Here is a 26,083-nt window from a genome sequence, read left to right as displayed (position 1 = left end):
ATGTGAAGTGATTCACATCCGCCGTGTCGATGGAGGCGCATTATAGGGATCCCAGTTTTTAGCACAAGCATTTTTTCGATCTTTTATTCCGACTGTTCTTTTTTCGTTCTTTTCGCCGAAATCCCATCCGATATGCTCAAATAATGACACCAATCCCCCTTGATCAAGCCGAGTAATAGGATCAAAGTCTTCTGTAGAACGCACATCAGTCGAGGTTGATATGTCTGCAGTAATCCGTCCCTACAAAGATCTTTTCCCGAAACAAGGCGATCGCGTCATGATCGACAGCAGCAGCGTGGTCATTGGCGATGTCCGGCTGGGTGATGATGTCAGTATCTGGCCACTGGTCGCCATTCGTGGTGACGTTAACTATGTCGCTATCGGCGCTCGTACCAATATTCAGGATGGCAGCGTACTGCATGTCACCCATAAATCCTCTTATAAACCAGAAGGTAATCCGCTGATCGTGGGTGAAGAAGTTACCGTCGGTCATAAAGTGATGTTGCACGGCTGCACGATAGGCAATCGCGTTCTGGTTGGCATGGGGTCTATTTTGCTGGATGGTGTGGTAGTAGAAGATAACGTGATGATTGGTGCCGGCAGCCTGGTTCCACAAAACAAGCAGCTCGAAAGTGGCTTCCTCTATTTAGGAAGTCCGGTAAAACAGATCCGCCCCCTGACGGAAGCGGAAATAGAAGGTTTGAAGTACTCGGCCAATAACTACGTTAAATGGAAGAATGACTATCTGGATCAGGAAAGCCAGAACCAACCCTGATCGTCCTCATCACCATTACGGATAGCATCGCTGGCTTCTTCTTCCAGATCCCAGCGATGTTCACGAAACCTATCAAGGGGAAGGCCATCCCCAAAACGACGGGCCAACGTTACCCCTTCAATGGCACACATCATTTGCATACCATTAACCAGCGCCGGAAAACAGACGGCCAGCTTTTCTTCATCCCAGATTTCTCGATCCGGAAACTGGATCGCCTGATTCATGCCGATAGCTCCAGTTTAAGTTTTTCAATGACCGGCTCCACTTCTGGCAGAACACCATGCCAGAGCATCACCGCATGCGCGGCTTGCCCCACCAGCATACCCAGCCCGTCAGCAAGATGTTTTGCGCCTTGCTGCTCGCACCAGTTAAGAAAAGGTGTTTTGCCTTTCTGATAGAACATGTCATAGCAATAAACATGTTCACTGACTAATGACGAGGGGATTGCGGGAATTTCACCGCCGATGCCACTTGAAGTCGCATTAACGATCAGGTCGAATTCATGGTTGCTCAACGCGTCCATGGCGACAGCATGAATGCTGCCGGTATGAGCGAAAAGAGCGGCCAACTCTTCTGCCCGGGAATAAGTACGGTTCGTTATGGTCACTGCGCAATCCAGCGAGAGCAGAGGTAAAATCACACCCCGCGCCGCGCCGCCTGCGCCAATCAACAGGATCCGCGCGCCGGGTTTGATAAATGATAAACGTTCCAGATCGCTCAGCAGGCCAATACCATCTGTGTTGTCCCCCAGAATTCGGCCGTCTTCAAGACGCTTGAGGGTATTCACGGCTCCCGCAAGGGAAGCCCGCTCTGTTAACTCATCGGCGCGCCCGAAAGCCTCTTCTTTAAAAGGCACCGTGACATTCGCCCCTTTTCCGCCACCAGCAAAAAAAGCCTCCAGCGTCGTTACAAAGGCATCAACGGGCGCAAGTACGCGGCCATAAGGGTGATCGATATGCAGCTGTTGCGCGAACTGCTGATGAATAAACGGCGACTTGCTATGCGCAACTGGATTACCAAAAACGGCGTAGGTTTCCATCTGTTACCCCTGGCGAAAACGCTCGCCGGTCAAAGCATCACGAATTTCTGACGGATTCAGCCGGCCACCGGTTTCACCGATAACCACAGGGAAGTCGCTGCCAAACTGCGCTACCACCTCTTCTGAGGTGCGGCAAGGAGGCAATCCCGTCAGGTTGGCGCTGGTTGAAACCAGCGGTTTACCAAAATGATTACATAATTCGATTACCAGTGGATGGTCCGTCACGCGCACCGCAAGGGAGTCGAAACGCCCCGTCAGCCATCGTGGCGTTGTCGGCAAAGCAGGAAACACAAAGGTTACCGGCCCCGGCCAGGCTGAAAAAATGGTTTCACGCTGCGCTGACGTCAACATGGAATCATCAATATAAGGCTTAAGCTGTTCAAAACTGGCAGCGATTAAAATCAGGCCTTTTTCGACCGGACGCTGTTTCAGTGTTAATAAGCGTGTTACGGCTAATTCGCTGTCGGGATCGCATCCCACCCCAAAAACAGCTTCTGTTGGATAGGCGATGACTTCTTCATTCTTCAGCACGTCCACTGCATACGCAACGGAGCCTGGTTGCAGGTTATTCTTCACTTTATTATTCCGCCGAAACCGGCTTTCCACATTGTTTACTGGCGCAAAAGCGCTTCATCCCTTGCGCCGTTTTTTTCTCGATAAGTAGCGGGTAATGGCACTCAGGGCAGCTCCCCGCCACCGGTTTGAAATTGGTAACAAACTGACATTCAGGATAACGATCGCAGGAGTGGAATGTCTTACCATAGCGTGAGCGGCGTTGAACGAGATGACCGCTGTCGCATTGCGGACAGGCTAAGGCTGTTTCATCTGGTTTATCGATTTGTTCAGTGTGATCGCATTCGGGATAGCGGCTGCAGCCGATAAACATGCCAAAACGCCCCTGGCGCAGCGCCAGATCGCCACCACATTGCGGGCATGCCTGTCCCTCCAGAACTTTAACAATATGCCCGTCCGCCTGATTTTTCAGGGGACGGACATAATCACATTCTGGATAGTGCGAACAACCGAGAAACGGCCCGTGTTTACCGGACCGGATAACAAGTTCTGCCCCACACTGCGGGCAGGACTCATTTTTACGCACCGTAAATAGTGCTGATTTGGCCATAACAACTCTTGGTGCTGCATGATGAATTAATGCAGCATACCTTCATTCACTTCAAAGAGTAATTCTTCCATTTGCTGATAGGCATTTTCACACCCTGGAATATTGAACAGAACCATCAGGATGACCCACTTCAGATCTTCCAGCTCAAATTCTGCCGTATCCAGCGCCATGACGCGCTCTATCACCATTTCTCGCGTTTCGAGGTTCAGCACCTGAATCTGCTCCAGGAATAAGATAAATCCCCGGCAACTGGCATCCAGCCTTTCACACTCTTCAGCCGTATAGATGCGTACAGACAGTGGATCGGAAACTAACTGCATCGGTTCGGCAAGGCCTTCCTGATAATCAGCCAGTTTTTCCAGCCATATTAACGCGTTGTAAATATCTTCCCGTTCGAAACCTGCATCGGTGAGATCGCGTGTGAGTTTGTCCTGATCCACGCGTGCTTCAGCTTCGTTATGGATGTAAGTCTCAAACAAATACATGAGTACGTCGAACATGGCTTGCCCTCCTTAATCGGACATAGCCGCCGGGTACAGCTGCGATCCATCCTGCTAACTCCAGTTCCAGTAGCTGTGCTACCGTTACTGGCACAGGTTGGCCGGCACGTTCAGCGACAACGTCAACAGGTGTTACCTCATCTCCTACGTTAGCCAGGAGCTCAGGAAATGGCAATGCTACCTGGTCCTGATCTGATGAATAAAGCCAATTTTCGGGATCCTCTGGCAACCATTTCAGTCCAGATTGCAAACTTTCCAGAATATCGTCTACCGCCGTCACGGGCGTCGCGCCTTGCTTTATTAACCAGTGAGGACCTTCACTTCCCGGGCTCCCTATTGCTCCCGGTAATGCGAAGACTTCACGCCCCTGTTCAAGCGCACATTTGGCCGTCACAAGCGAACCACTTCTTATCAGCGCTTCTATAACGAATACTCCCTGACTGAGGCCGCTAATAATGCGGTTACGCCGAGGGAAATTCCCCGGCCACGGAGGTGTCGCGAGTGAAAACTCAGAAATAACAGCCCCGCCACTCTCAACAAGTTGCGAAGCCAACGCCTTATGGCGACGAGGATAGACATCTGCCAGCCCGTTTCCCAGAACTGCAACGCTTTTACCTTTAACGTTAAGCGCAGCGCGATGCGCGATACCATCGATACCACAGGCGAGGCCGCTGGTGATCGTAAGCCCCGCCTGAGCCAGCTGCTCACAAAGAATCTTACCCCAGCGCTCCCCATACCAGGAGTGAGTACGGCTGCCTACGACGGCCAGTTGCAGGCTCGACAGCACCGAGGGATTTCCCCTGACAAACAAGGCACCCGGATAATCTGTGATAGCGCGTAGCTGCTCTGGATAAAGGGCACTATCCGCACATATCAGATGATGCCCCTGCTCTGCCAGCCACGCCATGCTGCGTTCAAGTTCATGAGGTGAAACTGATAAAAACTTCTCCTTTTGCTTATGGGTGAGCCCCATTTCCACCAGCAGAGCGGCATCAATATGGGATTCGCGCTGCAGCTGCTGCGCCATCGCCACCATCTTGTCGCCGTACAATTCTCCCGTGCTTATCAGGCGTAGCCAAATCTCTGTGGATGTCATCCTTTCCCCTGCCACAAGCCGCTATAGCAATCTTTGCGATTGGTCACTGATGCTGTCAATCAGAGGGGGTTTTGTCTAGAATAGAGGTTATATTCTTATCAACTCCTGAACACGACTCTGGAAATATATGGCAGTTTTGCAAGTGTTACATATCCCGGACGAGCGCCTTCGCAAAGTCGCCGAACCGGTTAAAGAAGTGAATGCAGAAACTCAACGTATCATTGATGATATGTTCGATACGATGTACGCCGAAGAAGGCATTGGTCTCGCGGCTACGCAGGTGGACATTCACCAGCGCATCATCGTCATCGACGTTTCTGAAAACCGCGACGGGCGCCTGGTGTTAATCAATCCGGAGCTCCTGGAAAAAAGCGGCGAAACCGGTATTGAAGAAGGTTGTCTCTCTATTCCTGAGCAGAGAGCGCTGGTACCGCGTGCAGAAAAAGTCAAAATCCGCGCGCTCGATCGCGACGGTAAGCCGTTCGAACTGGAAGCGGATGATCTGCTGGCCATCTGCATTCAGCATGAGATGGATCATCTGGTCGGTAAACTCTTTATCGATTATCTCTCTCCACTGAAGCAGCAGCGTATTCGTCAGAAAGTAGAGAAACTGGATCGCATGCGCGCTCGCGCTTAATGTGACCCCGGATACAAGGAATAACGTGTCTACATCACTACGTATCATCTTCGCAGGTACACCTGACTTTGCAGCGCGTCATCTGGACGCGCTGTTGTCGTCTGGCCATCAGGTTGTTGGCGTATTTACCCAGCCCGACCGTCCGGCAGGCCGTGGCAAAAAACTGATGCCGAGCCCGGTTAAAGTGCTGGCAGAAGAGCACGGTTTACCGGTGTTTCAGCCCGTGTCGTTACGGCCGCAGGAAAATCAGCAGCTGGTTGCTCAGTTGAATGCAGATGTCATGGTGGTTGTGGCGTATGGCCTCATCCTGCCAAAGGCGGTTCTTGATATGCCTCGCCTGGGCTGCATTAATGTCCATGGTTCACTGCTCCCACGCTGGCGCGGCGCGGCGCCAATCCAGCGTTCTTTATGGGCCGGCGATGCCGAAACTGGCGTGACGATTATGCAGATGGACGTAGGTCTGGATACCGGCGACATGCTGTATAAGCTCTCTTGCCCAATTACTGCCGAAGACACCAGTGGCACCCTGTATGACAAACTGGCTGAACTTGGGCCTAAAGGCCTGATTGATACTCTGCAACAGTTGGCAGAGAGTCGGACACAACCCGAAGTCCAGGACGAAGCGTTAGTGACACATGCTGAAAAGCTCAGCAAAGAAGAGGCCCGCCTCGACTGGTCTCTTTCTGCTGCTCAGCTTGAGCGCTGCATCCGGGCATTTAATCCGTGGCCAATGAGCTGGCTGGAAATAGACGGGCAGCCGGTGAAAGTCTGGAAGGCTTCCGTGATTGATAGCAACACCAACGCTGCACCTGGAACAATTATCGAAGCCAGTAAGCAGGGTATTCAGGTCGCGACAGTTGAAGGGATCCTTAATCTGGAATCCTTACAACCTGCAGGTAAAAAAGCCATGAGCGCGCAGGACCTTCTGAACTCTCGCCGTGAATGGTTTACGCCTGGCAACAGTCTCGCCTGAGATCATCTCAATTTAAGGCCCGGAGTTTCCGGGCATTTTTATTTTTGCGGTTATGAAAAAACAAAATTTACGCAGCCTGGCAGCACAGGCAATCGAGCAAGTGGTCGAACAGGGCCAGTCACTGAGCAATGTTCTGCCACCGTTACAGCAAAAAGTTTCCGATAAAGATAAGGCACTGCTTCAGGAGTTGTGCTTTGGTGTCCTGCGCACGTTACCCCAGCTGGAATGGTTGATCGGAAAACTCATGGCGCGCCCGATGGCGGGCAAGCAGCGCGTCGTTCACTACCTGATCATGGTTGGCTTCTATCAGTTGCTGCATACCCGTATTCCTCCTCATGCTGCACTGGCAGAAACCGTAGAAGGCGCGGTTGCAGTAAAGCGCCCGCAGCTTAAAGGGCTGATTAATGGCGTTTTGCGTCAGTTTCAGCGTCAGCAAGATGAGCTGCTGGCTGAGTTTGCCCGTACGGAAAAACGTTTCCTGCATCCCGACTGGTTATTAAAACGTCTGCAGAAGGCTTATCCCCAGCAATGGGAAACGCTGATTGAGGCCAATAACCAGCGTCCACCGATGTGGCTGCGCGTTAACCGCAATCACCACTCCCGCGATGCCTGGCTGGCGCTGCTGGAAGGCGCCGGGATGACCGGATTCTCTCATCCTGAATATAGCGATGCGGTGCGTCTGGCTGCGCCAGCTCCGGTGCATGCCCTTCCAGGGTTTGAACAGGGCTGGGTGACCGTTCAGGACGCTTCAGCACAAGGCTGTATGACCTGGCTTGAACCGCAGAATGGCGAGCGGATCCTTGATCTCTGCGCCGCGCCGGGCGGTAAAACCACACACATTCTGGAAGTCGCGCCGCAGGCAAGCGTGATGGCCGTCGACGTTGACGAACAGCGTCTTTCTCGTGTCTACGATAACCTCAAACGTCTGGGCATGAAGGCCGAGGTGAAGCAAGGGGACGGGCGGACGCCTGCCCAGTGGTGTGGGGATGAGCAGTTCGATCGTATTTTACTGGATGCCCCTTGCTCAGCTACCGGTGTTATACGCCGTCACCCGGATATTAAATGGTTGCGCCGTGACCGGGATATCAAGGAACTGGCACAGCTGCAGTCAGAGATCCTAGACGCCATCTGGCCCCATCTGAAAACAGGCGGGACGCTGGTTTATGCCACCTGTTCTGTGCTGCCAGAAGAGAATAGCCAGCAGATCGCCGCGTTCCTGAAGCGTACCCCTGATGCCCGTCTGCATCTGACCGGCACGCCAGAGTTACCCGGCAAACAAAACCTGCCCGGGGCAGAAGAAGGCGATGGCTTCTTTTACGCTAAGCTAATCAAAGAGTGATGTTGATAACGGGTCACAAGATATGAAGATAATCATTCTGGGCGCGGGACAGGTAGGCGGTACGCTGGCAGAAAACCTGGTCGGTGAGAATAACGACATCACTATTGTTGATACCAATGGCGATCGTCTGCGCGGGCTGCAGGATAAATTCGATCTGCGTGTGGTACAGGGTCATGGCTCTCACCCGCGGGTGTTACGAGAAGCCGGAGCTGATGACGCAGACATGCTGGTTGCTGTCACCAGTTCAGATGAAACCAATATGGTTGCCTGTCAGGTTGCCTATTCGTTATTTAACACTCCAAACCGAATCGCGCGCATCCGTTCTCCGGATTACGTTCGCGATGCCGACAAGTTGTTTAATTCCGAAGCGGTTCCGATCGACCATTTGATCGCGCCAGAGCAGCTGGTTATCGACAGTATTTACCGGTTGATCGAATACCCGGGCGCACTGCAGGTTGTTAATTTTGCGGAAGGCAAGGTCAGTCTCGCGGTGGTCAAAGCCTACTATGGCGGCCCATTGATCGGTAACGCACTCTCAACGATGCGCGAACATATGCCACACATTGACACGCGCGTCGCCGCGATTTTCCGTCATGACCGCCCTATCCGTCCGCAAGGTTCAACCATTGTCGAAGCCGGGGACGAAGTCTTCTTTATCGCCGCATCACAGCATATCCGTGCGGTAATGAGTGAGCTCCAGCGGCTGGAAAAACCCTATAAGCGCATCATGCTGGTCGGTGGCGGTAATATCGGTGCCGGCCTGGCACGACAGCTGGAAAAAGATTACAGCGTCAAATTGATCGAACGCGATCAACAGCGCGCCGCTGAACTGGCAGAAAAACTGCAAAATACGATCGTTTTTTATGGCGATGCGTCGGATCAGGAGCTGCTTGCCGAAGAGCATATCGATCAAGTCGATCTTTTCATTGCTGTTACCAACGATGATGAAGCGAACATCATGTCAGCAATGCTGGCTAAACGGATGGGTGCGAAAAAGGTCATGGTGCTGATCCAGCGTCGGGCCTATGTCGATCTGGTGCAGGGCAGCGTGATTGATATTGCGATTTCGCCGCAACAGGCAACCATCTCTGCCCTGCTAAGCCATGTGCGAAAAGCAGATATTGTGGGAGTTTCTTCCCTGCGTCGTGGTGTGGCAGAAGCGATCGAAGCCGTGGCGCATGGTGATGAGAGTACATCACGTGTGGTTGGACGTACTATTGATGAAATTAAACTCCCGCCGGGCACCATTATTGGTGCAGTAGTGCGCGGTAATGATGTGATGATTGCCAATGACAATTTACGTATTGAGCAAGGCGATCACGTCATTATGTTCCTGACGGATAAAAAGTTTATTACCGACGTCGAACGTTTGTTCCAGCCAAGTCCTTTCTTCCTGTGATCGCCAAAAAGGTGCTGTTAGCAGCACCTTTTCTATTTAACCCAATAATATGTAAGGGTTATATTTCTGTGACGCATGTCTCTCTTCAATGGCAATCCTCTAATGATTTGTTAAACTTGTATTTGTCAGCTGGCACAAGGAGAACAAAATGAGTTTTATCAAAGAATTTCGCGAATTTGCGATGCGCGGAAATGTAGTGGATTTGGCTGTGGGTGTCATTATTGGTGCGGCGTTTGGCAAGATCGTTTCATCACTGGTTGCCGATATCATCATGCCACCACTGGGGCTGTTGATTGGCGGGATCGATTTTAAACAATTCGCCGTAACGCTACGTGAAGCACAGGGTGATATCCCTGCTGTGGTAATGCACTATGGCGTATTTATTCAAAATGTATTTGATTTTGTGATTGTTGCTTTCGCCATCTTCATGGCCATCAAGCTCATCAACAGATTAAATCGTAAGAAAAAAGAAGAACCGGCAGCCCCGCCAGCGCCATCGAAAGAAGAAGTCTTGCTTACTGAAATCCGCGATTTACTGAAAGCGCAGAACAATCGCACTTTGTAATCCCCTTAAAGCAAGAAGGCCAGTGGTAAGAAAGCGATTCGCTTGCTTGCCACTGGCCTCCCAGTTACCCCGTTTTGCATGTTTAGTTTTACGCAGATAACTTCCTTTCCCTTTCTTGTTTTTCTCGATTCGCTGTCTGAATAAGGGATCATGCAATAGTGCTTCGATGGCGTTATCGTTGATCTGCCCTTTCTTGTGCTGATAATGGCTCATACTCTCTCCAGTGTTCAAAATATCAACGCGAGTGTAGGTGGAGTTGATAATAAAATCAACATCCGCGAGACCCGCCATTTGCCCCTTGTTCAAGGGTTTCCAGAATAGAACAATAAACACTGCTGTGTGCGGTACCACAACACGCATCATTCAGTCGCTGTAATGACAGCCGCATGGTTTGAAGCTCTTTGATGCGCGCTTCAACCTCACTCAGTCTTGCCTGCACAATGCTTTTGGATTCCTGACAGGTGTGGTGTTCAGGATCGATGCGGATCGACAGTAACTCGCGGATCGACTCCAGCGTGAAACCCAGTTGTCGCGCATGGCGAATAAACTTCAGGCGTTGAAGATCCCTGTCGGTGTACAACCGAAAACCGCCCTCCGTGCGTATTTCATGTTCCATCATCTGCTGCTTTTCGTAATACCGAATGGTATCGGGTGTGACGTCTGCCAGCTTCGCAATTTCGCCAATACGATACATTTCTAGTCCTCCTTAATTTTTTGCATCAACCGCCCGGCGTAATCACCATGCAGAAACTCAGTACTTACTCCTGCCTGACGAAGTTTAAGCTCCAGGAGAGCAAGACGACGAGTGTAATCCGTATACTCTGCAGATCCTTCCCTGACGGTGGCGAGGAGTTGAGACAGCTCGAGCGCCTGTTTACGCTGTTCAAGTTCAGGAGGGAGACAACCGGCATTTTTCAACATGCGATAGCCGGCGCGCAGTTCAGGAGGTACATGCGAATCGTCATCCAGTACCAAAGGCTGGCCATTGCCGGGTAGGTTATCGAATTCACCCTGCCGTTGGGCATCCTGAATGTGTCTCTCTGCCCATTGGTCGAGTAGCCACATAGCAAAACTCCGGAGAGAAGGAAAAGAATATGACTATTGTAGAAAAGTGGGGATGCAGCAGATATAAAAAAACCCGCCGAGGCGGGTTTTTTTACGATACTACAGATTACTCTGCAGCAGCTTCTGCTTTCTCTGAACGATCAACCAGCTCGATGTAAGCCATCGGAGCGTTGTCGCCTGCACGGAAGCCACACTTCAGAATGCGAGTGTAACCACCGGCACGGCTCGCGAAACGCGGGCCCAGTTCATTAAACAGTTTTGCCACGATCTCGTTATCACGAGTGCGGGCGAATGCCAGACGACGATTAGCAACGCTGTCAGTCTTGGCAAGAGTAATCAGCGGCTCAACTACGCGACGCAGCTCTTTCGCTTTAGGCAGGGTCGTCTTGATGATTTCATGACGAACCAGTGAACCTGCCATGTTGCGGAACATAGCCTGGCGATGGCTGCTGTTGCGGTTCAGTTGACGACCACTCTTACGATGGCGCATGACCTTATCCTTCTCAGTAAAACCTTAACCTGTGATCCGGTTACTCGTCAGCAATGCTTGCCGGTGGCCAGTTTTCCAGGCGCATGCCCAGAGACAGACCACGTGAAGCCAGCACGTCTTTAATCTCAGTAAGAGATTTTTTACCCAGGTTCGGCGTTTTCAGCAACTCAACCTCGGTACGCTGTACCAGATCACCGATATAGTGGATAGCTTCTGCCTTGAGGCAGTTAGCAGAGCGGACAGTCAATTCCAGATCGTCAACAGGGCGCAGCAGGATCGGATCGAATTCTGGTTTCTCTTCTTTCACTTCCGGCTGACGTACATCACGTAAGTCAACGAAAGCTTCCAGTTGTTCTGCCAGGATGGTTGCCGCACGACGAATCGCCTCTTCAGGATCGATTGTGCCGTTGGTTTCCATTTCGATGACCAGCTTGTCCAGGTCGGTACGCTGTTCTACACGCGCTGCTTCAACATTGTAGGCAATACGCTCTACAGGGCTGTAGCATGCGTCGACCAGCAGACGGCCGATTGGGCGCTCATCTTCTTCCGAATGAATTCGGGCAGAAGCCGGCACATAACCACGACCGCGCTGAACTTTGATACGCATGCTAATAGCTGCGTTCTCATCGGTCAGGTGGCAGATCACGTGCTGCGGCTTGACGATTTCGACATCACCATCATGGGTGATGTCGGCTGCAGTCACAGGGCCAATGCCAGATTTATTCAGAGTAAGAATAACTTCATCTTTACCCTGAACTCTCACCGCCAGCCCTTTCAGGTTGAGCAGGATTTCAAGGATATCTTCCTGAACGCCTTCTTTGGTGCTGTACTCATGAAGTACACCATCAATCTCAACCTCGGTCACCGCGCAACCCGGCATCGATGAGAGCAGAATACGGCGCAGTGCGTTACCCAGAGTATGGCCAAAGCCACGCTCTAAAGGCTCAAGGGTCACCTTGGCGTGCGTCGAACTCACTTGCTCGATATCTACCAGGCGCGGTTTTAGAAACTCTGTCACAGAACCCTGCATTGTGTCCTCTCTTTGGTACTAAGCTTTACTTGGAGTAAAGCTCGACGATCAGGTGTTCGTTAATGTCCGCAGACAGATCAGAACGTTCCGGCTGACGCTTGAACGTACCTTCCATCTTGCCAGCATCAACTTCCAGCCAGGTTGGCTTTTCACGCTGCTCAGCCAGCTCCAGAGCGGCTTTCACGCGAGATTGCTTTTTCGCTTTCTCACGAATGCTAACAACGTCATTCGCTTTAACCTGATAAGAAGCGATGTTAACAACACGACCGTTTACCATGATTGCTTTATGGCTAACCATCTGACGTGCTTCAGCACGAGTGGCGCCAAAGCCCATACGGTATACAACGTTGTCCAGACGACCTTCCAGCAGAGCCAACAGGTTTTCACCGGTGTTGCCTTTCAGACGTGCTGCTTCTTTATAGTAGTTACGGAACTGACGCTCCAGCACACCGTACATACGGCGAACTTTCTGCTTTTCACGCAACTGCACACCATAGTCAGACAGACGCGGTTTACGCGCACCGTGCTGGCCAGGAGCTTGTTCAATTTTACACTTGGTATCGATCGCGCGAACGCCAGACTTAAGGAATAAGTCGGTGCCCTCACGACGGCTCAGCTTGAGCTTAGGACCCAAATATCTTGCCATTTTCTATCTCCAACAAACCTGGAAAACGAACGCGTTATACGCGACGTTTTTTCGGCGGACGACAACCGTTATGAGGGATCGGAGTCACATCAGTAATATTAGTGATGCGGAAACCAGCGGCGTTCAGAGCACGAACGGTAGATTCGCGACCCGGACCCGGACCTTTTACCATAACTTCCAGATTCTTGATGCCGTATTCTTTTACGGCTTCAGCGCAACGCTCTGCTGCAACCTGAGCTGCGAACGGAGTGGATTTGCGAGAACCACGGAAACCGGAACCACCGGCTGTTGCCCAACCCAGTGCGTTACCCTGACGATCAGTAATAGTAACGATGGTGTTGTTGAAAGAAGCATGGATATGAGCCACGCCGTCAGAGACTTGTTTTCTTACACGCTTACGTGCACGAACTGGTGCCTTTGCCATTATTCAATCACCCCGATTATTTCTTGATCGGTTTGCGCGGACCCTTACGGGTACGTGCGTTGGTCTTAGTACGCTGACCGCGCACTGGCAGACCACGACGATGACGCAAACCGCGATAGCAACCAAGGTCCATAAGGCGCTTGATGCTCATGCTAACTTCACGGCGCAGATCACCTTCAACGACAAATTTGGCAACTTCGTCACGCAGCGTGTCGATTTGTTCTTCAGACAGCTCACTGATCTTAACATCTTCAGCGATACCCGCTGCAGCCAGAATGGCTTTAGAACGGGTCTTGCCGACGCCATAGATCGAAGTTAATGCGATCACAGCATGTTTCTGATCAGGAATGTTAATGCCTGCTATACGGGCCACTATGCACTCCTACTATTTAATATGTACGCACCATGCTGAAAAGCCCGTTTTCAGGATACTCAAATGGAAACGTACAGACATACAAAAGATTGGCTGGCTAATCTAGCCAGCTCAACCCAACTTTGCAAGAAAAATATGCGAAATAATCAGCCTTGGCGCTGTTTATGCTTCGGCTCGGCACTGCAAATCACACGGATGACACCATCACGCTTAACGATTTTGCAGTTACGGCATAATTTCTTGACGGAAGCACGAACTTTCATTTTTACTCTCCGTAACTTCTCGGGCGACCTTTTAGCGGCCGTAGCCTTTCAGGTTCGCCTTCTTCAATGCAGACTCGTACTGACTTGACATCATCAGAGTTTGCACTTGAGCCATAAAGTCCATAATCACGACAACAACGATAAGCAGTGAGGTTCCACCGAAGTAGAACGGTACTTTCATCGCATCACGCATGAACTCCGGGATCAGGCAAATAAAAGTAATATAAAGCGCACCAACCAAAGTCAGGCGAGTCATTACTTTATCGATATACTTCGCCGTTTGCTCTCCCGGACGAATTCCTGGTACAAATGCACCGGACTTCTTCAGGTTATCTGCTGTTTCACGTGGGTTGAAGACCAACGCCGTGTAGAAGAAACAGAAGAAGATGATCGCAGACGCATAGAGTAACACATAAAGCGGTTGCCCAGGCTGCAAATACAGCGAAATTGTTGTCAGCCAGTTCCAACCAGTACCGCCCCCGAACCATGACGCGATGGTTGCCGGGAACAGAATAATACTGGAAGCGAAGATTGCCGGGATTACCCCTGCCATATTCACTTTCAGCGGTAAATGTGTGCTCTGTGCAGCATAGACACGACGACCTTGCTGACGTTTTGCGTAGTTTACCACAATGCGGCGTTGACCACGTTCAACGAAGATAACAAAGAACGTCACTGCAAATACTAATACTGCAACCAACAGCAACAGGAGGAAGTGCAGGTCGCCTTGACGCGCTTGCTCGATCGTATGGGCAATGGCTGGCGGGAGTCCCGCAACAATACCAGCGAAAATAATGATCGAAATACCGTTACCGATACCACGTTCAGTAATTTGTTCGCCGAGCCACATCAGGAACATTGTTCCTGAGACCAGACTTACAACAGCGGTGAAATAGAATGCAAAGCCCGGGTTAATAACCAGGCCCTGCATACCAGGCATATTCGGAAGACCGGTAGCAATACCGATCGACTGGAATATTGCCAGCACCAGAGTGCCGTAACGGGTGTACTGGCTGATCTTACGACGACCAGACTCCCCTTCTTTCTTCAGTTCTGCCAGAGTCGGATGAACGACCGTCAGCAGCTGGATAATAATCGATGCCGAAATGTACGGCATGATACCCAGAGCAAAGATAGAAGCACGGCTGAGAGCACCACCAGAGAACATGTTAAACATTTCAATGATGGTGCCACGCTGTTGCTCAAGCAGTTTGGCAAGTACAGCGGCATCAATACCAGGGATCGGAATGAAAGAGCCAATACGGAAAACAATCAGCGCCCCGATCACAAACAAAAGTCTGCGTTTCAGTTCGCCAAGCCCACCTTTGGCACTTTGAAAATCTAATCCCGGTTGTTTAGCCATCTGCTACTTATTCCTCAATTTTACCGCCAGCAGCTTCGATAGCAGCACGAGCACCTTTAGTAACACGCAGGCCACGAACAGTTACCGGAGTAGAAACTTCACCAGACAGGATCACTTTCGCGAACTCGATCTGAATACCGATAATGTTTGCTGCTTTCAGCGTGTTCAGGTCTACAACGCCGCCTTCAACTTTCGCCAGGTCAGACAGACGAACTTCGGCTGTGATCGCTGATTTGCGAGAAGTGAAGCCGAACTTCGGCAGACGACGGTACAGTGGCATCTGACCACCCTCGAAACCGCGACGTACGCCACCGCCAGAACGAGAGTTCTGACCTTTGTGACCACGACCACCGGTTTTGCCGAGGCCAGAACCGATACCACGACCCAGGCGTTTACCCGCCTTTTTAGAGCCTTCGGCCGGAGACAGAGTATTTAAACGCATCTCTTACTCCTCAACTTTAACCATGAAGTAAACCGCGTTGACCATACCACGAACAGCAGGAGTATCCTCGCGCTCAACGGTATGACCAATACGACGCAGACCCAGGCCAAGCAGCGTTGCCTTGTGTTTCGGCAGACGTCCGATTGCACTGCGGGTTTGTGTAATTTTAATAGTCTTTGCCATGGTCAATTACCCCAGAATTTCTTCAACGGATTTACCACGCTTGGCAGCGACCATTTCTGGAGATTTCATATTTTCCAGGCCATCAATAGTTGCACGAACCACGTTGATCGGGTTGGTGGAACCATATGCTTTAGCCAGAACGTTATGAACTCCAGCAACTTCCAGAACGGCGCGCATTGCACCACCGGCGATGATACCGGTACCTTCGGAAGCTGGCTGCATGAAGACACGAGAACCCGTGTGAGTACCCTTAACTGGGTGCTGCAGGGTGCCGTGGTTCAGCGCGACGTTAATCATATTGCGACGGGCTTTTTCCATCGCTTTCTGGATCGCTGCTGGAACTTCACGCGCTTTACCGTAACCAAAACCAACGCGACCGTTACCGTCACCAACTACAGTCAGAGCTGTGAAGGAGAAAATACGACCACCTTTAACGGTTTTAGATACGCGGTTAACCGCGATCAGCTTTTCCTGCAGTTCGCCAGCCTGTTTTTCGATGTGAGCCATCTTACACCTCTACCTTAGAACTGAAGGCCAGCTTCACGGGCAGCATCTGCCAGTGCCTGGACGCGACCATGATATTGGAACCCGGAACGGTCAAAGGACACAACTGTGATGCCTTTTTCCAGAGCGCGTTCAGCAACAGCTTTACCTACAGCTGCAGCAGCGTCTTTGTTACCGGTGTACTTCAATTGTTCTGTAATAGCTTTTTCTACAGTAGAAGCAGCTACCAGAACTTCAGAACCGTTTGGTGCAATGACCTGTGCGTAAATATGACGCGGGGTACGATGTACCACCAGGCGAGTTGCACCCAGCTCTTTGAGCTTGCGGCGTGCGCGGGTCGCACGACGGATACGAGCAGATTTCTTATCCATAGTGTTACCTTACTTCTTCTTAGCCTCTTTGGTACGCACGACTTCGTCGGCGTAACGAACACCCTTGCCTTTATAAGGCTCAGGACGACGGTAGGCGCGCAGATCTGCTGCAACCTGACCGATCAGCTGTTTATCAGCGCCTTTCAGCACGATTTCAGTCTGAGTCGGACATTCTGCAGTAATACCTGCTGGCAGCTGATGTTCAACAGGGTGTGAGAAGCCCAGAGACAGGCCTACTGCATTCCCTTTGATCGCTGCACGGTAACCTACACCAACCAGCTGAAGCTTTTTAGTGAAGCCTTCGGTAACACCAACAACCATTGAGTTCAGCAGGGCACGCGCGGTACCAGCCTGAGCCCAGCCATCAACGTAACCAGTACGTGGGCCGAAGGTCAGAGCGTTGTCTGCATGATTAACTTCAACAGCATCGTTGAGGGTACGAGTCAGCTCGCCATTTTTACCTTTGATCGTAATAACCTGACCGTCGATTTTTACATCAACGCCGGCAGGAATAACGACCGGTGCTTTAGCAACACGAGACATTTTTTCCTCCGATTAGGCTACGTAGCAGATAATTTCGCCACCAAGACCAGCCTGGCGCGCTGCACGATCAGTCATAACACCTTTAGAGGTAGAAACAACTGCGATACCCATGCCGGCCATAACTTTTGGCAGCTCATCTTTTTTCTTATAGATGCGCAGGCCTGGGCGGCTGACACGCTGAATGCTTTCTACAACAGCTTTACCCTGGAAATACTTAAGAGTAAGTTCCAGTTCCGGCTTGGTGTCGCCTTCAACTTTAAAATCTTCGATAAAACCTTCTTCCTTCAGCACGTTGGCAATTGCCACTTTCAGCTTGGCGGAAGGCATGGTGACCGCAACTTTGTTCGCGGCCTGACCGTTACGGATACGGGTCAGCATATCCGCGATCGGATCTTGCATGCTCATCTGTCTTTACTCCCGTGATTCAATTGGTAATTACCAGCTAGCCTTTTTCAAGCCTGGTACTTCACCGCGCATGGCGGCTTCACGCAGTTTGATACGGCTCAACCCGAACTTGCCCACGAAACCATGTGGACGACCTGTTTGACGACAGCGGTTACGCTGACGAGACGGGCTGGAATCACGCGGCAGAGACTGCAGCTTGAGAACAGCATTCCAACGATCTTCGTCGGAAGCGTTCACATCAGAAATGATCGCTTTCAGTTCAGCGCGTTTAGCGAAGAATTTATCAGCTAAAGCCACGCGCTTTACTTCGCGTGCTTTCATTGATTGCTTAGCCATTCAGTAACCCTACCTTACTTGCGGAACGGGAAGTCAAACGCAGCCAGCAGAGCGCGGCCTTCTTCGTCAGATTTCGCAGTAGTGGTAATGGTAATATCCAAACCACGCACGCGATCGACTTTATCGTAGTCGATCTCTGGGAAGATGATCTGCTCACGGACACCCATGCTGTAGTTGCCACGACCGTCGAAAGACTTAGCGGACAGGCCACGGAAGTCACGGATACGAGGAACAGCAATAGAGATCAGGCGCTCAAGGAACTCCCACATGCGTTCGCCACGCAGAGTTACTTTACAGCCGATCGGATAGCCCTGACGGATTTTGAAGCCTGCAACAGATTTGCGTGCTTTGGTGATCAGCGGTTTTTGACCGGAGATTGCTGTCAGGTCAGCTGCTGCGTTATCCAGCAGTTTCTTGTCAGCGATCGCTTCACCAACACCCATGTTCAGGGTGATCTTCTCGACCCGAGGGACTTGCATGACAGAATTGTAGTTAAACTCAGTCATGAGTTTGTTAACTACTTCGTCTTTGTAGTAATCATGCAGTTTCGCCATCGTACTACTCCAAATTACTTGATAGTTTCGCTGTTAGACTTGAAGAAACGGACTTTTTTGCCGTCTTCGAATCTAAAGCCTACACGGTCAGCCTTACCGGTTGCCGCATTGAAGATTGCAACGTTGGAAACCTGAATTGCAGCTTCTTTTTCAACGATGCCACCTGGCTGGTTCAGGGCCGGAACCGGCTTCTGATGTTTCTTGACCAGGTTGATACCTTCAACGACGAGTTTGCCGGAAGACAGAACATTTTTTACTTTACCGCGTTTACCTTTATCTTTACCGGTTAACACGATAACTTCGTCATCACGACGGATTTTCGCTGCCATGATTCGCTCCTTAGAGTACTTCTGGTGCCAGAGAGATAATTTTCATGAACTTTTCAGTACGAAGTTCACGAGTTACCGGCCCAAAGATACGCGTGCCGATAGGCTGCTCGCTGTTATTGTTTAAAATAACGCATGCATTACCATCGAAGCGAATGACAGAACCGTCAGGGCGACGAACACCCTTCCTGGTGCGCACCACTACCGCTTTCAGCACATCACCTTTCTTGACCTTACCACGTGGAATTGCTTCCTTGATGGTGATCTTGATGATGTCGCCTACGCCTGCGTAGCGACGGTGCGAGCCACCCAGAACCTTGATACACATTACGCGACGTGCACCGGAGTTGTCGGCGACGTTCAGCATAGTCTGTTCTTGGATCATTTCAGTGCTCCGCTAATGTCAACTACTACCTGAGACTCTAAAATCAGAGCCGTTAAAAAGCCCCATATCGTGGGCGCGGCATTATAACACCGCTTCTGCAATATGGGTAGAAAAAATAAACGGCCCATTGCTGAGCCGTTTATTCGTATCGAGAAGGCTACTCTATTACAGAACCGCTTTCTCTACAACGCGAACCAGCGTCCAGGACTTAGTCTTGGACAGTGGACGGCATTCACGGATTTCAACCTTGTCGCCGATACCACATTCGTTGTTCTCGTCATGTACGTGCAGTTTGGTCGTACGCTTGATGAATTTACCGTAGATCGGGTGTTTCACAATACGTTCGATAGCAACAACGATGGATTTCTCCATTTTGTCGCTAACAACACGACCTTGCAGAGTACGGATTTTATCGGTCATTACGCACCCGCCTTCTGAGTCAGTAAAGTCTTAACGCGTGCAACATCACGACGCACTTGCTTCAGCAGGTGAGTCTGTTGCAGCTGGCCACTTGCAGCCTGCATACGCAGGTTGAACTGCTCACGCAGCAGGTTCAGCAGCTCAGCGTTCAGCTCTTCTACGCTTTTTTCACGCAGCTCATTTGCTTTCATTACATCACCGTCTTAGTTACAAAGGTGGTTTTGATAGGCAGTTTCGCTGCTGCCAGGCCGAAGGCTTCACGGGCCAGCTCTTCCGGAACACCGTCCATTTCATACAGGACTTTGCCCGGCTGAATCAAGGCAACCCAGTACTCCACGTTACCTTTACCTTTACCCATACGAACTTCCAGCGGCTTCTCGGTAATTGGTTTGTCCGGGAATACACGGATCCAAATTTTACCTTGACGCTTAACTGCACGGGTCATAGCACGACGTGCTGCTTCGATCTGACGTGCAGTCAGACGACCACGGCCAACAGCTTTCAGACCGAAAGTGCCGAAGCTAACATCCGTACCCTGCGCCAGACCACGGTTGCGGCCTTTGTGCACTTTACGGAATTTTGTACGCTTTGGTTGTAACATCAGCGACGCTCCTTATTTACGGCCTTTACGCTGCTGCTTTTTAGGTTGCGCAGCCGGTTTTTCCGGTTGTTCAACAGCAGCCATACCACCCAGGATCTCACCTTTGAAGATCCATACCTTAACGCCGATTACACCGTAAGTGGTGTGCGCTTCAGAGGTGTTGTAGTCGATGTCAGCACGCAGAGTGTGCAGCGGTACGCGACCTTCGCGGTACCATTCGGTACGTGCGATTTCCGCGCCGCCCAGACGGCCGCTAACTTCAACTTTGATACCTTTAGCGCCCAGACGCATTGCGTTCTGTACGGCACGCTTCATAGCACGACGGAACATAACGCGACGTTCCAGCTGTGAAGTGATGCTGTCAGCAACCAATTTAGCGTCCAGTTCAGGCTTACGAACTTCAGCGATATTGATCTGTGCAGGAACGCCAGCGATATCCGCTACGACCTTGCGCAGTTTTTCTACGTCTTCGCCTTTCTTACCGATTACGATGCCAGGGCGAGCAGTGTGAATGGTCACACGGATGCTCTTAGCTGGACGCTCGATAACGATACGAGATACAGACGCTTTAGCCAGTTCCTTAGTCAGGTACTGACGTACTTTAAAATCGCTGTCCAGGTTGTCAGCGAATTCTTTGGTGTTCGCAAACCAGGTTGAGTTCCATGGTTTTACAATACCCAGGCGAATACCATTAGGATGTACTTTCTGACCCATTGCTAGTCTCCAGAGTCTCAGCGATCGGACACAACCACAGTAATGTGGCTGGTGCGCTTCAGGATGCGATCTGCACGACCTTTCGCACGCGGCATAATGCGCTTCATGCTCGGGCCTTCGTCTACGAAGATTTTCGCGACTTTCAGATCGTCAATGTCAGCGCCATCGTTGTGTTCAGCGTTAGCAATGGCAGATTCCAGAACTTTCTTGACCAGTACAGCCGCTTTCTTATTGGTGTAGGTCAGAATATCCAGGGCCTGCGACACTTTCTTACCGCGAATCAGGTCAGCAACAAGGCGAACCTTCTGAGCAGAAGAACGAGCATGGCGATGTTGAGCTAAAGTTTCCATCTCTTCCTCCTACCTTATTTCTTCTTCGCTTTTTTATCAGCAGCGTGGCCGCGATAAGTACGAGTCGGTGCGAATTCACCCAGTTTGTGGCCGACCATTTCGTCGGAAACAAATACTGGAACGTGCTGACGACCATTATGGACAGCGATGGTCAAACCGATCATGTTAGGAAAGATCGTTGAACGACGGGACCAAGTGCGCAGGGGCTTCTTGTCTCCGCTTTCCACCGCTTTCTCTACCTTCTTCAGCAAGTGCAGGTCAATAAAAGGACCTTTCTTGAGAGAACGTGGCATGGCTTATCCTCTAATATTATTTGCTACGGCGACGTACGATAAATTTATCAGTACGCTTGTTGCTGCGGGTCTTCTTACCTTTGGTCTGAACGCCCCACGGAGTTACCGGGTGCTTACCAAAGTTACGACCTTCACCACCACCATGTGGGTGGTCGACTGGGTTCATCGCAGTACCGCGAACGGTAGGACGAACACCACGCCAGCGTGCAGCACCTGCTTTACCCAGAACGCGCAGCATATGCTCAGCATTGCCAACTTCGCCCAGAGTAGCGCGGCAGTCTGCTTCGACTTTACGCATTTCACCAGAACGCAGACGCAGGGTGACATAAGCACCATCACGCGCAACGATCTGAACGTAAGTACCAGCGGAACGTGCCAGCTGACCGCCTTTACCTGGTTTCATTTCTACGTTATGAACGGTAGAACCAACCGGGATATTGCGCATCGGCAGGGTGTTACCTGCTTTGATTGCAGCATCAACGCCAGACTGAATCTGGTCGCCAGCTTTCAGGCCTTTAGGGGCCAGGATGTAACGGCGTTCGCCATCTTTGTACAGAACCAGCGCGATGTTCGCGGAACGGTTCGGATCGTACTCAAGACGCTCAACAACTGCTGGGATACCGTCTTTGTTGCGTTTAAAGTCAACAATACGATAAGCCTGCTTGTGGCCACCACCGATGTGACGAGTGGTGATACGGCCATTGTTGTTACGACCACCGGATTTGCTGTTCTTTTCCAGCAACGGAGCAAAAGGCTTGCCCTTGTGCAGCTCAGGGTTAACCACTTTAACAACGTGGCGACGACCCGGAGATGTCGGTTTACATTTAACAACTGCCATTGTATTACTCCTCCGACTTACTCAGCGCCGCCAACGAAGTCCAGATTCTGGCCTTCTTTCAGGGTGACGTAAGCTTTTTTCCAGTCGCTACGACGACCGATACGCTGTCCGTGACGTTTAACTTTCCCTTTAACTACCAGGGTGTTAACGACTTCGACTTCGACTTCAAACAGTTTCTGCACAGCAGCTTTGATTTCTGCTTTGGTCGCGTCTTTAGCAACTTTGAGAACGATGGTGTTTGTTTTTTCCATCGCAGCAGACGCTTTTTCAGAAACGTGCGGTGCACGAAGCACCTTCAGCAGACGTTCTTCACGAATCATGCCAGCATCTCCTCAACTTGCTTAACAGCATCAGCAGTCATTACGACTTTGTCGAAGGCGATCAGGCTAACCGGGTCGATACCAGTTGCATCGCGTACGTCAACCTTGTGCAGGTTGCGCGCAGCCAGGAACAGGTTCTCGTCCAGCTCACCGGTGATGATCAGCACATCTTCCAGAGCCATGTCTTTCAGTTTCTGTGCCAGCAGCTTAGTTTTAGGCGCTTCTACAGAGAAAGATTCGACAACGATCAGACGATCCTGACGTACCAGTTCGGACAGGATGCTTTTCAGCGCGCCGCGGTACATCTTTTTGTTAACTTTTTGACTGTGGTCCTGCGGGCGAGCAGCGAAGGTCACGCCACCGGAACGCCAGATCGGGCTCTTGATAGAACCTGAACGCGCACGGCCGGTACCTTTCTGGCGCCACGGCTTTTTGCCGGAACCAGTTACTTCAGCACGAGTCTTCTGAGCACGAGTACCCTGACGAGCACCAGCTGCATAAGCAACAACAACCTGGTGAACCAGCGCTTCGTTGAAATCACGACCGAAGGTAGTTTCGGAAACAGTCAGCGCGCTCTGCGCGTCTTTCAATACTAATTCCATTGCTATCCCCTTACGCCTTCACAGCTGGTTTAACGATCAGGTCGCTACCGGTTGCACCCGGAACCGCACCTTTAACCAGCAGCAGGTTGCGCTCAGCGTCAACACGTACTACGTCCAGGCTCTGAACGGTTACACGTTCGTTACCCAGCTGACCTGCCATTTTCTTGCCTTTGAACACTTTGCCCGGAGTCTGGTTCTGACCGATAGAACCCGGAACGCGGTGAGACAAGGAGTTACCGTGAGTAGCGTCCTGGGTACGGAAGTTCCAGCGCTTAACGGTACCAGCAAAACCTTTACCTTTAGAGGTACCGGTTACGTCAACTTTTTTAACTTCTGCAAACAGCTCAACGCTAATGTCCTGACCTACGGTGAACTCTTCGCCTTCAGCAAGACGGAATTCCCACAGACCACGGCCAGCTTCTACGCCAGCTTTAGCGAAGTGACCAGCTTCCGGCTTGGTTACACGGTTAGCTTTTTTAGCACCAGTGGTAACCTGAACGGCACGGTAGCCATCGTTAGCCAGATCTTTAACCTGAGTAACGCGGTTTGCTTCAACTTCGATTACGGTTACTGGGATAGAAACGCCATCTTCAGTGAAGATGCGGGTCATACCCACTTTTTTACCGACTAAACCAATCATTGTATCAACCTCTCAATCGCTCGATGACCTGATTAACCCAGGCTGATCTGCACGTCTACACCGGCAGCCAGATCCAGACGCATCAGAGCATCAACGGTTTTCTCAGTTGGCTCAACGATGTCAACCAGACGCTTGTGAGTGCGGATCTCGTACTGATCACGCGCGTCTTTGTTAACGTGCGGAGAGATCAGAACGGTAAAGCGCTCTTTGCGGGTCGGCAGCGGGATCGGACCACGGACTTGCGCACCAGTGCGCTTAGCAGTCTCGACGATTTCCGCGGTTGATTGATCGATCAGACGATGATCAAACGCTTTAAGGCGGATACGGATTCTTTGGTTCTGCATGAGACCAGAGCTCCAATTATTTTATAAACGAAAATGATCACTACTCAGACCCATTACGATTGATGGGAGAGTGTAACCGTTCTTACGTAGCCCCCCGATTGGGAGCGTTGTTAGGCAACTGAAAAAGATTGTTGCCCGGGGTTCAGATTGAACCAGCCGTCAATTACGACAAGCCCGCGCATTATACGTAAATCTGCGCAAGACGCAAGCCTGGTTTAGAAAATAGACGGTAGCGCTCACTTTTTGCGAAGCGCCTCGTAAACGTGCTGCAAAATTACCGCGTCGCGATAACAGTCAGGAAGGCGTCTCGCAGAGTTATGTTTTTTTATTTGTTTAGCCTTCAGGTTTGAGAGGAGTATGGCCGCACACATTACATGGAGGTCAAGGCCAATGCTCACTACCCTACCCTTTCTGATAACCTACCTGGGTTTAACCATCCTGCTTGTTCGTGAGGATATCCGATCGCATTTGCTTCCGGATAAATACCTGTGTCCTCTGCTCTGGGCTGGTCTGCTTTATCACCTATGTCTTCGTCCCGAGCAGTTACCTGCCGCAGTGGCGGGTGCGATAACAGGCTATGTTGGATTCGCGATTATTTATTGGACTTATAAATTGATTCGAAAACGTGAAGGTCTGGGATATGGTGATGTGAAGTATCTGGGTGCACTGGGTGCCTGGCATGGGTGGTGCGTGCTTCCTGTACTGGCTTTATCAGCTGCCCTGTTGGCAACGCTTTATCTTTTGATAGTTGCGATGTGCAAACCTGAAAAACAGGTATTAAAAAACCCGCTACCATTTGGGCCTTTTATGGCGGCAGCGGGTTTAATGCTGGGCATGGACAGCCTGATCAGCTTTCCACTTTAATCTGCGACTGGAGGTAATTTTGCAGCCCAATTTTACCAATAAGATCCAGTTCAGTTTCGAGCCAGTCAATATGACCTTCTTCATCGGCCAGGATCTGAATCATCATGTCGCGGCTGACGTAATCGTGAACGCTGTCCGCATAAGCGATAGCTTCACGCAAGTCTTTCGCACCCTCAAGTTCCAGTGCCAGATCCGAACGCAGCATTTCTTCGACATCTTCACCAATGCCCAGCTTGCCAAGATCCTGCAGGTTGGGGATACCTTCGAGAAATAAAATACGCTCGATGTACTTATCGGCATGTTTCATCTCGTCGATAGATTCATGGTATTCAACGTCGTTGAGGCGAGTCAGCCCCCAGTTTTTGAACATTCTCGCATGGAGAAAGTATTGATTGATTGCGACAAGCTCATTTCCCAATAATTTATTGAGATAACTTATGATTTTAATATCACCTTTCATTATAGTCCCTCCGCTTCCACTCATTGAAGCGTAGATGGGGCTACAGGGATGTCAAAAAAAAGAGTGAGTCTCAGGCAATCTCTTTGTATTCCGGGATCTGCATCAATTCATCCTGCATGATTTCACGGGCAGCACGAACGCACTTACCGCATTGATTTCCTACTGGAATAAACTTACGCAGCTGCTGAAAAGATTGAGGTTGAAACTGGCGAACGGCCTGCCGAATTTTTTTATCGCTTACACCGTTACATAAACAAACGTACATAACCACTCCCGTTCAAAATATGCGCAAAGTGTAAGTGAGAATAATTATGATTACAATAGCACAATCGCCATGATACGGGGCGGGAGCGAACAAAAAATGCGAAAATTTGTGACAGGGACAATCCTGCAAAAACAAAAAAGGACGCCGAAGCGTCCTTTTTAATTCAGGGATAATTAATTAGCCCAGAACTTTAGCAACAACACCCGCGCCAACGGTACGGCCG

The 26,083-nt window shown here is 50.7% G+C and carries 46 protein-coding genes; 7 read left to right on the top strand and 39 right to left on the bottom strand.

The features are described 5' to 3' along the window. The first annotated feature begins 220 nt into the window (after positions 1 to 220). On the top strand, positions 221 to 775 hold the full coding sequence (locus ACOYA6_RS22935; RefSeq protein ID WP_422655467.1) for a gamma carbonic anhydrase family protein: 555 nt from the start codon (positions 221 to 223) through the stop codon (positions 773 to 775). Here ACOYA6_RS22935 and ACOYA6_RS22930 read toward each other — a convergent pair. Genes ACOYA6_RS22930 through dprA form a run of 6 tightly spaced genes read right to left on the bottom strand, consistent with a single transcriptional unit; the run spans position 751 to position 4,533 of the window. Beyond that, positions 751 to 999, bottom strand: a complete 249-nt coding sequence (locus tag ACOYA6_RS22930; RefSeq protein ID WP_039032051.1) for a DUF1488 family protein — start codon at positions 997 to 999, stop codon at positions 751 to 753. The genes ACOYA6_RS22935 and ACOYA6_RS22930 overlap by 25 nt on opposite strands. Further along, positions 996 to 1,814: a shikimate dehydrogenase gene (gene aroE / locus ACOYA6_RS22925; protein WP_422655466.1), complete on the bottom strand. Its 819-nt coding sequence runs from the start codon at positions 1,812 to 1,814 to the stop codon at positions 996 to 998. The genes ACOYA6_RS22930 and aroE overlap by 4 nt, the downstream gene beginning before the upstream one ends. Before the next feature lie 3 nt (positions 1,815 to 1,817). Further along, complete coding sequence (gene tsaC, locus ACOYA6_RS22920; RefSeq protein ID WP_422655465.1) at positions 1,818 to 2,390, bottom strand: L-threonylcarbamoyladenylate synthase type 1 TsaC; 573 nt, start codon at positions 2,388 to 2,390, stop codon at positions 1,818 to 1,820. Positions 2,391 to 2,394: 4 nt separating this feature from the next. Next, on the bottom strand, positions 2,395 to 2,937 hold the full coding sequence (locus tag ACOYA6_RS22915; protein WP_072036740.1) for a DNA topoisomerase family protein: 543 nt from the start codon (positions 2,935 to 2,937) through the stop codon (positions 2,395 to 2,397). A gap of 26 nt (positions 2,938 to 2,963) precedes the next feature. Then, a complete protein-coding gene (smg, locus tag ACOYA6_RS22910; protein WP_039032055.1) occupies positions 2,964 to 3,437 on the bottom strand; it encodes a DUF494 family protein Smg in 474 nt (157 codons plus the stop codon). Beyond that, positions 3,409 to 4,533 (bottom strand): DNA-protecting protein DprA, encoded by a 1,125-nt coding sequence (gene dprA, locus ACOYA6_RS22905; RefSeq protein ID WP_422655464.1) that lies wholly within the window; start codon positions 4,531 to 4,533, stop codon positions 3,409 to 3,411. Before dprA ends, smg begins: the two co-directional genes overlap by 29 nt. Before the next feature lie 127 nt (positions 4,534 to 4,660). Here dprA and def point away from each other — a divergent pair, with 127 nt between their 5' ends. From def to mscL, 5 genes are all read left to right on the top strand, one after another. Beyond that, positions 4,661 to 5,170, top strand: a complete 510-nt coding sequence (gene def, locus ACOYA6_RS22900) for a peptide deformylase (protein WP_039032057.1) — start codon at positions 4,661 to 4,663, stop codon at positions 5,168 to 5,170. Between the two features lie 25 nt (positions 5,171 to 5,195). Then, the gene (gene fmt, locus ACOYA6_RS22895) at positions 5,196 to 6,143 is read left to right on the top strand and encodes a methionyl-tRNA formyltransferase (protein WP_422655463.1); all 948 of its coding nucleotides are present in this window, start codon (positions 5,196 to 5,198) and stop codon (positions 6,141 to 6,143) included. A 52-nt stretch (positions 6,144 to 6,195) separates the two neighbouring features. Beyond that, a complete protein-coding gene (rsmB, locus tag ACOYA6_RS22890) occupies positions 6,196 to 7,482 on the top strand; it encodes a 16S rRNA (cytosine(967)-C(5))-methyltransferase RsmB (RefSeq protein WP_422655462.1) in 1,287 nt (428 codons plus the stop codon). Between the two features lie 22 nt (positions 7,483 to 7,504). Then, the gene (gene trkA / locus ACOYA6_RS22885) at positions 7,505 to 8,881 is read left to right on the top strand and encodes a Trk system potassium transporter TrkA (protein WP_039032060.1); all 1,377 of its coding nucleotides are present in this window, start codon (positions 7,505 to 7,507) and stop codon (positions 8,879 to 8,881) included. A 148-nt stretch (positions 8,882 to 9,029) separates the two neighbouring features. Continuing rightward, positions 9,030 to 9,446: a large-conductance mechanosensitive channel protein MscL gene (gene mscL / locus ACOYA6_RS22880; RefSeq protein WP_039032061.1), complete on the top strand. Its 417-nt coding sequence runs from the start codon at positions 9,030 to 9,032 to the stop codon at positions 9,444 to 9,446. On the opposite strand, the gene ACOYA6_RS22875 is transcribed toward mscL, so the two are convergent. The 31 genes from ACOYA6_RS22875 to rpsJ all read right to left on the bottom strand — a co-directional run bounded on the left by ACOYA6_RS22875 (position 9,414) and on the right by rpsJ (position 24,271). After that, a complete protein-coding gene (locus tag ACOYA6_RS22875) occupies positions 9,414 to 9,659 on the bottom strand; it encodes an alternative ribosome-rescue factor A (RefSeq protein ID WP_039032070.1) in 246 nt (81 codons plus the stop codon). The genes mscL and ACOYA6_RS22875 overlap by 33 nt on opposite strands. 55 nt (positions 9,660 to 9,714) lie before the next feature. Continuing rightward, positions 9,715 to 10,140: a Zn(2+)-responsive transcriptional regulator gene (gene zntR / locus ACOYA6_RS22870; protein ID WP_422655461.1), complete on the bottom strand. Its 426-nt coding sequence runs from the start codon at positions 10,138 to 10,140 to the stop codon at positions 9,715 to 9,717. 2 nt (positions 10,141 to 10,142) lie between these two features. After that, entirely contained in the window at positions 10,143 to 10,511 is a 369-nt protein-coding gene (locus ACOYA6_RS22865) for a DnaJ family domain-containing protein (protein ID WP_139563731.1), read from the bottom strand. A 106-nt stretch (positions 10,512 to 10,617) separates the two neighbouring features. Next, positions 10,618 to 11,001 carry a 50S ribosomal protein L17 gene (gene rplQ, locus ACOYA6_RS22860; RefSeq protein ID WP_001216368.1) on the bottom strand — a complete coding sequence of 128 codons (384 nt, stop codon included), beginning with the start codon at positions 10,999 to 11,001 and terminating at the stop codon, positions 10,618 to 10,620. Positions 11,002 to 11,041: 40 nt separating this feature from the next. Continuing rightward, entirely contained in the window at positions 11,042 to 12,031 is a 990-nt protein-coding gene (locus tag ACOYA6_RS22855) for a DNA-directed RNA polymerase subunit alpha (RefSeq protein WP_002919219.1), read from the bottom strand. A gap of 25 nt (positions 12,032 to 12,056) precedes the next feature. After that, positions 12,057 to 12,677 (bottom strand): 30S ribosomal protein S4, encoded by a 621-nt coding sequence (gene rpsD / locus ACOYA6_RS22850; RefSeq protein ID WP_032614687.1) that lies wholly within the window; start codon positions 12,675 to 12,677, stop codon positions 12,057 to 12,059. A 34-nt stretch (positions 12,678 to 12,711) separates the two neighbouring features. Further along, positions 12,712 to 13,101: a 30S ribosomal protein S11 gene (rpsK, locus tag ACOYA6_RS22845; protein WP_003863312.1), complete on the bottom strand. Its 390-nt coding sequence runs from the start codon at positions 13,099 to 13,101 to the stop codon at positions 12,712 to 12,714. A gap of 16 nt (positions 13,102 to 13,117) precedes the next feature. Next, a complete protein-coding gene (rpsM, locus tag ACOYA6_RS22840) occupies positions 13,118 to 13,474 on the bottom strand; it encodes a 30S ribosomal protein S13 (RefSeq protein ID WP_003031135.1) in 357 nt (118 codons plus the stop codon). A 146-nt stretch (positions 13,475 to 13,620) separates the two neighbouring features. Next, positions 13,621 to 13,737, bottom strand: a complete 117-nt coding sequence (rpmJ, locus tag ACOYA6_RS22835) for a 50S ribosomal protein L36 (RefSeq protein ID WP_000868187.1) — start codon at positions 13,735 to 13,737, stop codon at positions 13,621 to 13,623. 31 nt (positions 13,738 to 13,768) lie between these two features. After that, positions 13,769 to 15,100, bottom strand: a complete 1,332-nt coding sequence (gene secY, locus ACOYA6_RS22830) for a preprotein translocase subunit SecY (RefSeq protein ID WP_039032064.1) — start codon at positions 15,098 to 15,100, stop codon at positions 13,769 to 13,771. Between the two features lie 7 nt (positions 15,101 to 15,107). Then, complete coding sequence (rplO, locus tag ACOYA6_RS22825) at positions 15,108 to 15,542, bottom strand: 50S ribosomal protein L15 (RefSeq protein ID WP_039032065.1); 435 nt, start codon at positions 15,540 to 15,542, stop codon at positions 15,108 to 15,110. A 3-nt stretch (positions 15,543 to 15,545) separates the two neighbouring features. Further along, complete coding sequence (gene rpmD, locus ACOYA6_RS22820; RefSeq protein ID WP_003863301.1) at positions 15,546 to 15,725, bottom strand: 50S ribosomal protein L30; 180 nt, start codon at positions 15,723 to 15,725, stop codon at positions 15,546 to 15,548. 6 nt (positions 15,726 to 15,731) lie between these two features. After that, entirely contained in the window at positions 15,732 to 16,232 is a 501-nt protein-coding gene (rpsE, locus tag ACOYA6_RS22815) for a 30S ribosomal protein S5 (RefSeq protein WP_007369821.1), read from the bottom strand. Positions 16,233 to 16,246: 14 nt separating this feature from the next. After that, on the bottom strand, positions 16,247 to 16,600 hold the full coding sequence (gene rplR, locus ACOYA6_RS22810; RefSeq protein WP_032614694.1) for a 50S ribosomal protein L18: 354 nt from the start codon (positions 16,598 to 16,600) through the stop codon (positions 16,247 to 16,249). A 9-nt stretch (positions 16,601 to 16,609) separates the two neighbouring features. Then, positions 16,610 to 17,143, bottom strand: a complete 534-nt coding sequence (gene rplF / locus ACOYA6_RS22805; RefSeq protein ID WP_039032066.1) for a 50S ribosomal protein L6 — start codon at positions 17,141 to 17,143, stop codon at positions 16,610 to 16,612. Positions 17,144 to 17,155: 12 nt separating this feature from the next. Next, on the bottom strand, positions 17,156 to 17,548 hold the full coding sequence (gene rpsH / locus ACOYA6_RS22800; protein WP_032614699.1) for a 30S ribosomal protein S8: 393 nt from the start codon (positions 17,546 to 17,548) through the stop codon (positions 17,156 to 17,158). A 30-nt stretch (positions 17,549 to 17,578) separates the two neighbouring features. Further along, the gene (gene rpsN, locus ACOYA6_RS22795; RefSeq protein WP_032614701.1) at positions 17,579 to 17,884 is read right to left on the bottom strand and encodes a 30S ribosomal protein S14; all 306 of its coding nucleotides are present in this window, start codon (positions 17,882 to 17,884) and stop codon (positions 17,579 to 17,581) included. A gap of 14 nt (positions 17,885 to 17,898) precedes the next feature. Next, positions 17,899 to 18,438, bottom strand: coding sequence for a 50S ribosomal protein L5 (gene rplE, locus ACOYA6_RS22790; RefSeq protein WP_039032067.1), 540 nt, complete (start codon positions 18,436 to 18,438; stop codon positions 17,899 to 17,901). 14 nt (positions 18,439 to 18,452) lie between these two features. Next, positions 18,453 to 18,767, bottom strand: coding sequence for a 50S ribosomal protein L24 (gene rplX / locus ACOYA6_RS22785; protein WP_003863287.1), 315 nt, complete (start codon positions 18,765 to 18,767; stop codon positions 18,453 to 18,455). Between the two features lie 10 nt (positions 18,768 to 18,777). After that, positions 18,778 to 19,149, bottom strand: coding sequence for a 50S ribosomal protein L14 (gene rplN / locus ACOYA6_RS22780; RefSeq protein WP_004160583.1), 372 nt, complete (start codon positions 19,147 to 19,149; stop codon positions 18,778 to 18,780). Between the two features lie 165 nt (positions 19,150 to 19,314). After that, positions 19,315 to 19,569, bottom strand: a complete 255-nt coding sequence (rpsQ, locus tag ACOYA6_RS22775; protein WP_008503489.1) for a 30S ribosomal protein S17 — start codon at positions 19,567 to 19,569, stop codon at positions 19,315 to 19,317. Beyond that, positions 19,569 to 19,760, bottom strand: a complete 192-nt coding sequence (gene rpmC, locus ACOYA6_RS22770) for a 50S ribosomal protein L29 (RefSeq protein ID WP_032614707.1) — start codon at positions 19,758 to 19,760, stop codon at positions 19,569 to 19,571. The genes rpsQ and rpmC overlap by 1 nt, the downstream gene beginning before the upstream one ends. Next, positions 19,760 to 20,170, bottom strand: coding sequence for a 50S ribosomal protein L16 (rplP, locus tag ACOYA6_RS22765; RefSeq protein WP_002919759.1), 411 nt, complete (start codon positions 20,168 to 20,170; stop codon positions 19,760 to 19,762). Before rplP ends, rpmC begins: the two co-directional genes overlap by 1 nt. 12 nt (positions 20,171 to 20,182) lie before the next feature. After that, positions 20,183 to 20,884 carry a 30S ribosomal protein S3 gene (gene rpsC / locus ACOYA6_RS22760; protein WP_000529945.1) on the bottom strand — a complete coding sequence of 234 codons (702 nt, stop codon included), beginning with the start codon at positions 20,882 to 20,884 and terminating at the stop codon, positions 20,183 to 20,185. 17 nt (positions 20,885 to 20,901) lie between these two features. Then, positions 20,902 to 21,234: a 50S ribosomal protein L22 gene (gene rplV / locus ACOYA6_RS22755; protein WP_002919773.1), complete on the bottom strand. Its 333-nt coding sequence runs from the start codon at positions 21,232 to 21,234 to the stop codon at positions 20,902 to 20,904. 14 nt (positions 21,235 to 21,248) lie between these two features. Continuing rightward, positions 21,249 to 21,527, bottom strand: coding sequence for a 30S ribosomal protein S19 (gene rpsS / locus ACOYA6_RS22750; protein ID WP_001138115.1), 279 nt, complete (start codon positions 21,525 to 21,527; stop codon positions 21,249 to 21,251). Between the two features lie 16 nt (positions 21,528 to 21,543). Continuing rightward, on the bottom strand, positions 21,544 to 22,365 hold the full coding sequence (gene rplB, locus ACOYA6_RS22745) for a 50S ribosomal protein L2 (protein WP_000301859.1): 822 nt from the start codon (positions 22,363 to 22,365) through the stop codon (positions 21,544 to 21,546). A gap of 17 nt (positions 22,366 to 22,382) precedes the next feature. After that, the gene (gene rplW / locus ACOYA6_RS22740; RefSeq protein ID WP_004868363.1) at positions 22,383 to 22,685 is read right to left on the bottom strand and encodes a 50S ribosomal protein L23; all 303 of its coding nucleotides are present in this window, start codon (positions 22,683 to 22,685) and stop codon (positions 22,383 to 22,385) included. Next, a complete protein-coding gene (gene rplD, locus ACOYA6_RS22735; RefSeq protein WP_003031119.1) occupies positions 22,682 to 23,287 on the bottom strand; it encodes a 50S ribosomal protein L4 in 606 nt (201 codons plus the stop codon). Before rplD ends, rplW begins: the two co-directional genes overlap by 4 nt. Before the next feature lie 10 nt (positions 23,288 to 23,297). Beyond that, complete coding sequence (gene rplC, locus ACOYA6_RS22730) at positions 23,298 to 23,927, bottom strand: 50S ribosomal protein L3 (protein ID WP_016538466.1); 630 nt, start codon at positions 23,925 to 23,927, stop codon at positions 23,298 to 23,300. 32 nt (positions 23,928 to 23,959) lie between these two features. Beyond that, a complete protein-coding gene (rpsJ, locus tag ACOYA6_RS22725; protein WP_001181005.1) occupies positions 23,960 to 24,271 on the bottom strand; it encodes a 30S ribosomal protein S10 in 312 nt (103 codons plus the stop codon). 390 nt (positions 24,272 to 24,661) lie between these two features. Between rpsJ and ACOYA6_RS22720 the strand changes: the two genes are divergently transcribed. After that, positions 24,662 to 25,135: a prepilin peptidase gene (locus ACOYA6_RS22720; RefSeq protein WP_422655460.1), complete on the top strand. Its 474-nt coding sequence runs from the start codon at positions 24,662 to 24,664 to the stop codon at positions 25,133 to 25,135. Here the strand turns inward: ACOYA6_RS22720 and bfr are convergent. Together bfr and bfd are read right to left on the bottom strand one after the other, a co-directional pair. Continuing rightward, the gene (gene bfr / locus ACOYA6_RS22715; RefSeq protein WP_032614711.1) at positions 25,119 to 25,595 is read right to left on the bottom strand and encodes a bacterioferritin; all 477 of its coding nucleotides are present in this window, start codon (positions 25,593 to 25,595) and stop codon (positions 25,119 to 25,121) included. The two genes, ACOYA6_RS22720 and bfr, sit on opposite strands and share 17 nt — an antisense overlap. Before the next feature lie 70 nt (positions 25,596 to 25,665). Further along, entirely contained in the window at positions 25,666 to 25,860 is a 195-nt protein-coding gene (gene bfd / locus ACOYA6_RS22710; RefSeq protein ID WP_039032069.1) for a bacterioferritin-associated ferredoxin, read from the bottom strand. Between the last annotated feature and the right edge of the window lie 223 nt (positions 25,861 to 26,083).

Origin of the sequence: Leclercia barmai (assembly GCF_049312895.1) — a bacterium.
GTDB classification, from domain to species: Bacteria; Pseudomonadota; Gammaproteobacteria; order Enterobacterales; family Enterobacteriaceae; genus Enterobacter; species Enterobacter barmai.
Note: the sequence above shows the minus strand (reverse complement) of the source record. Positions and strands in the feature narration are given on the sequence as shown.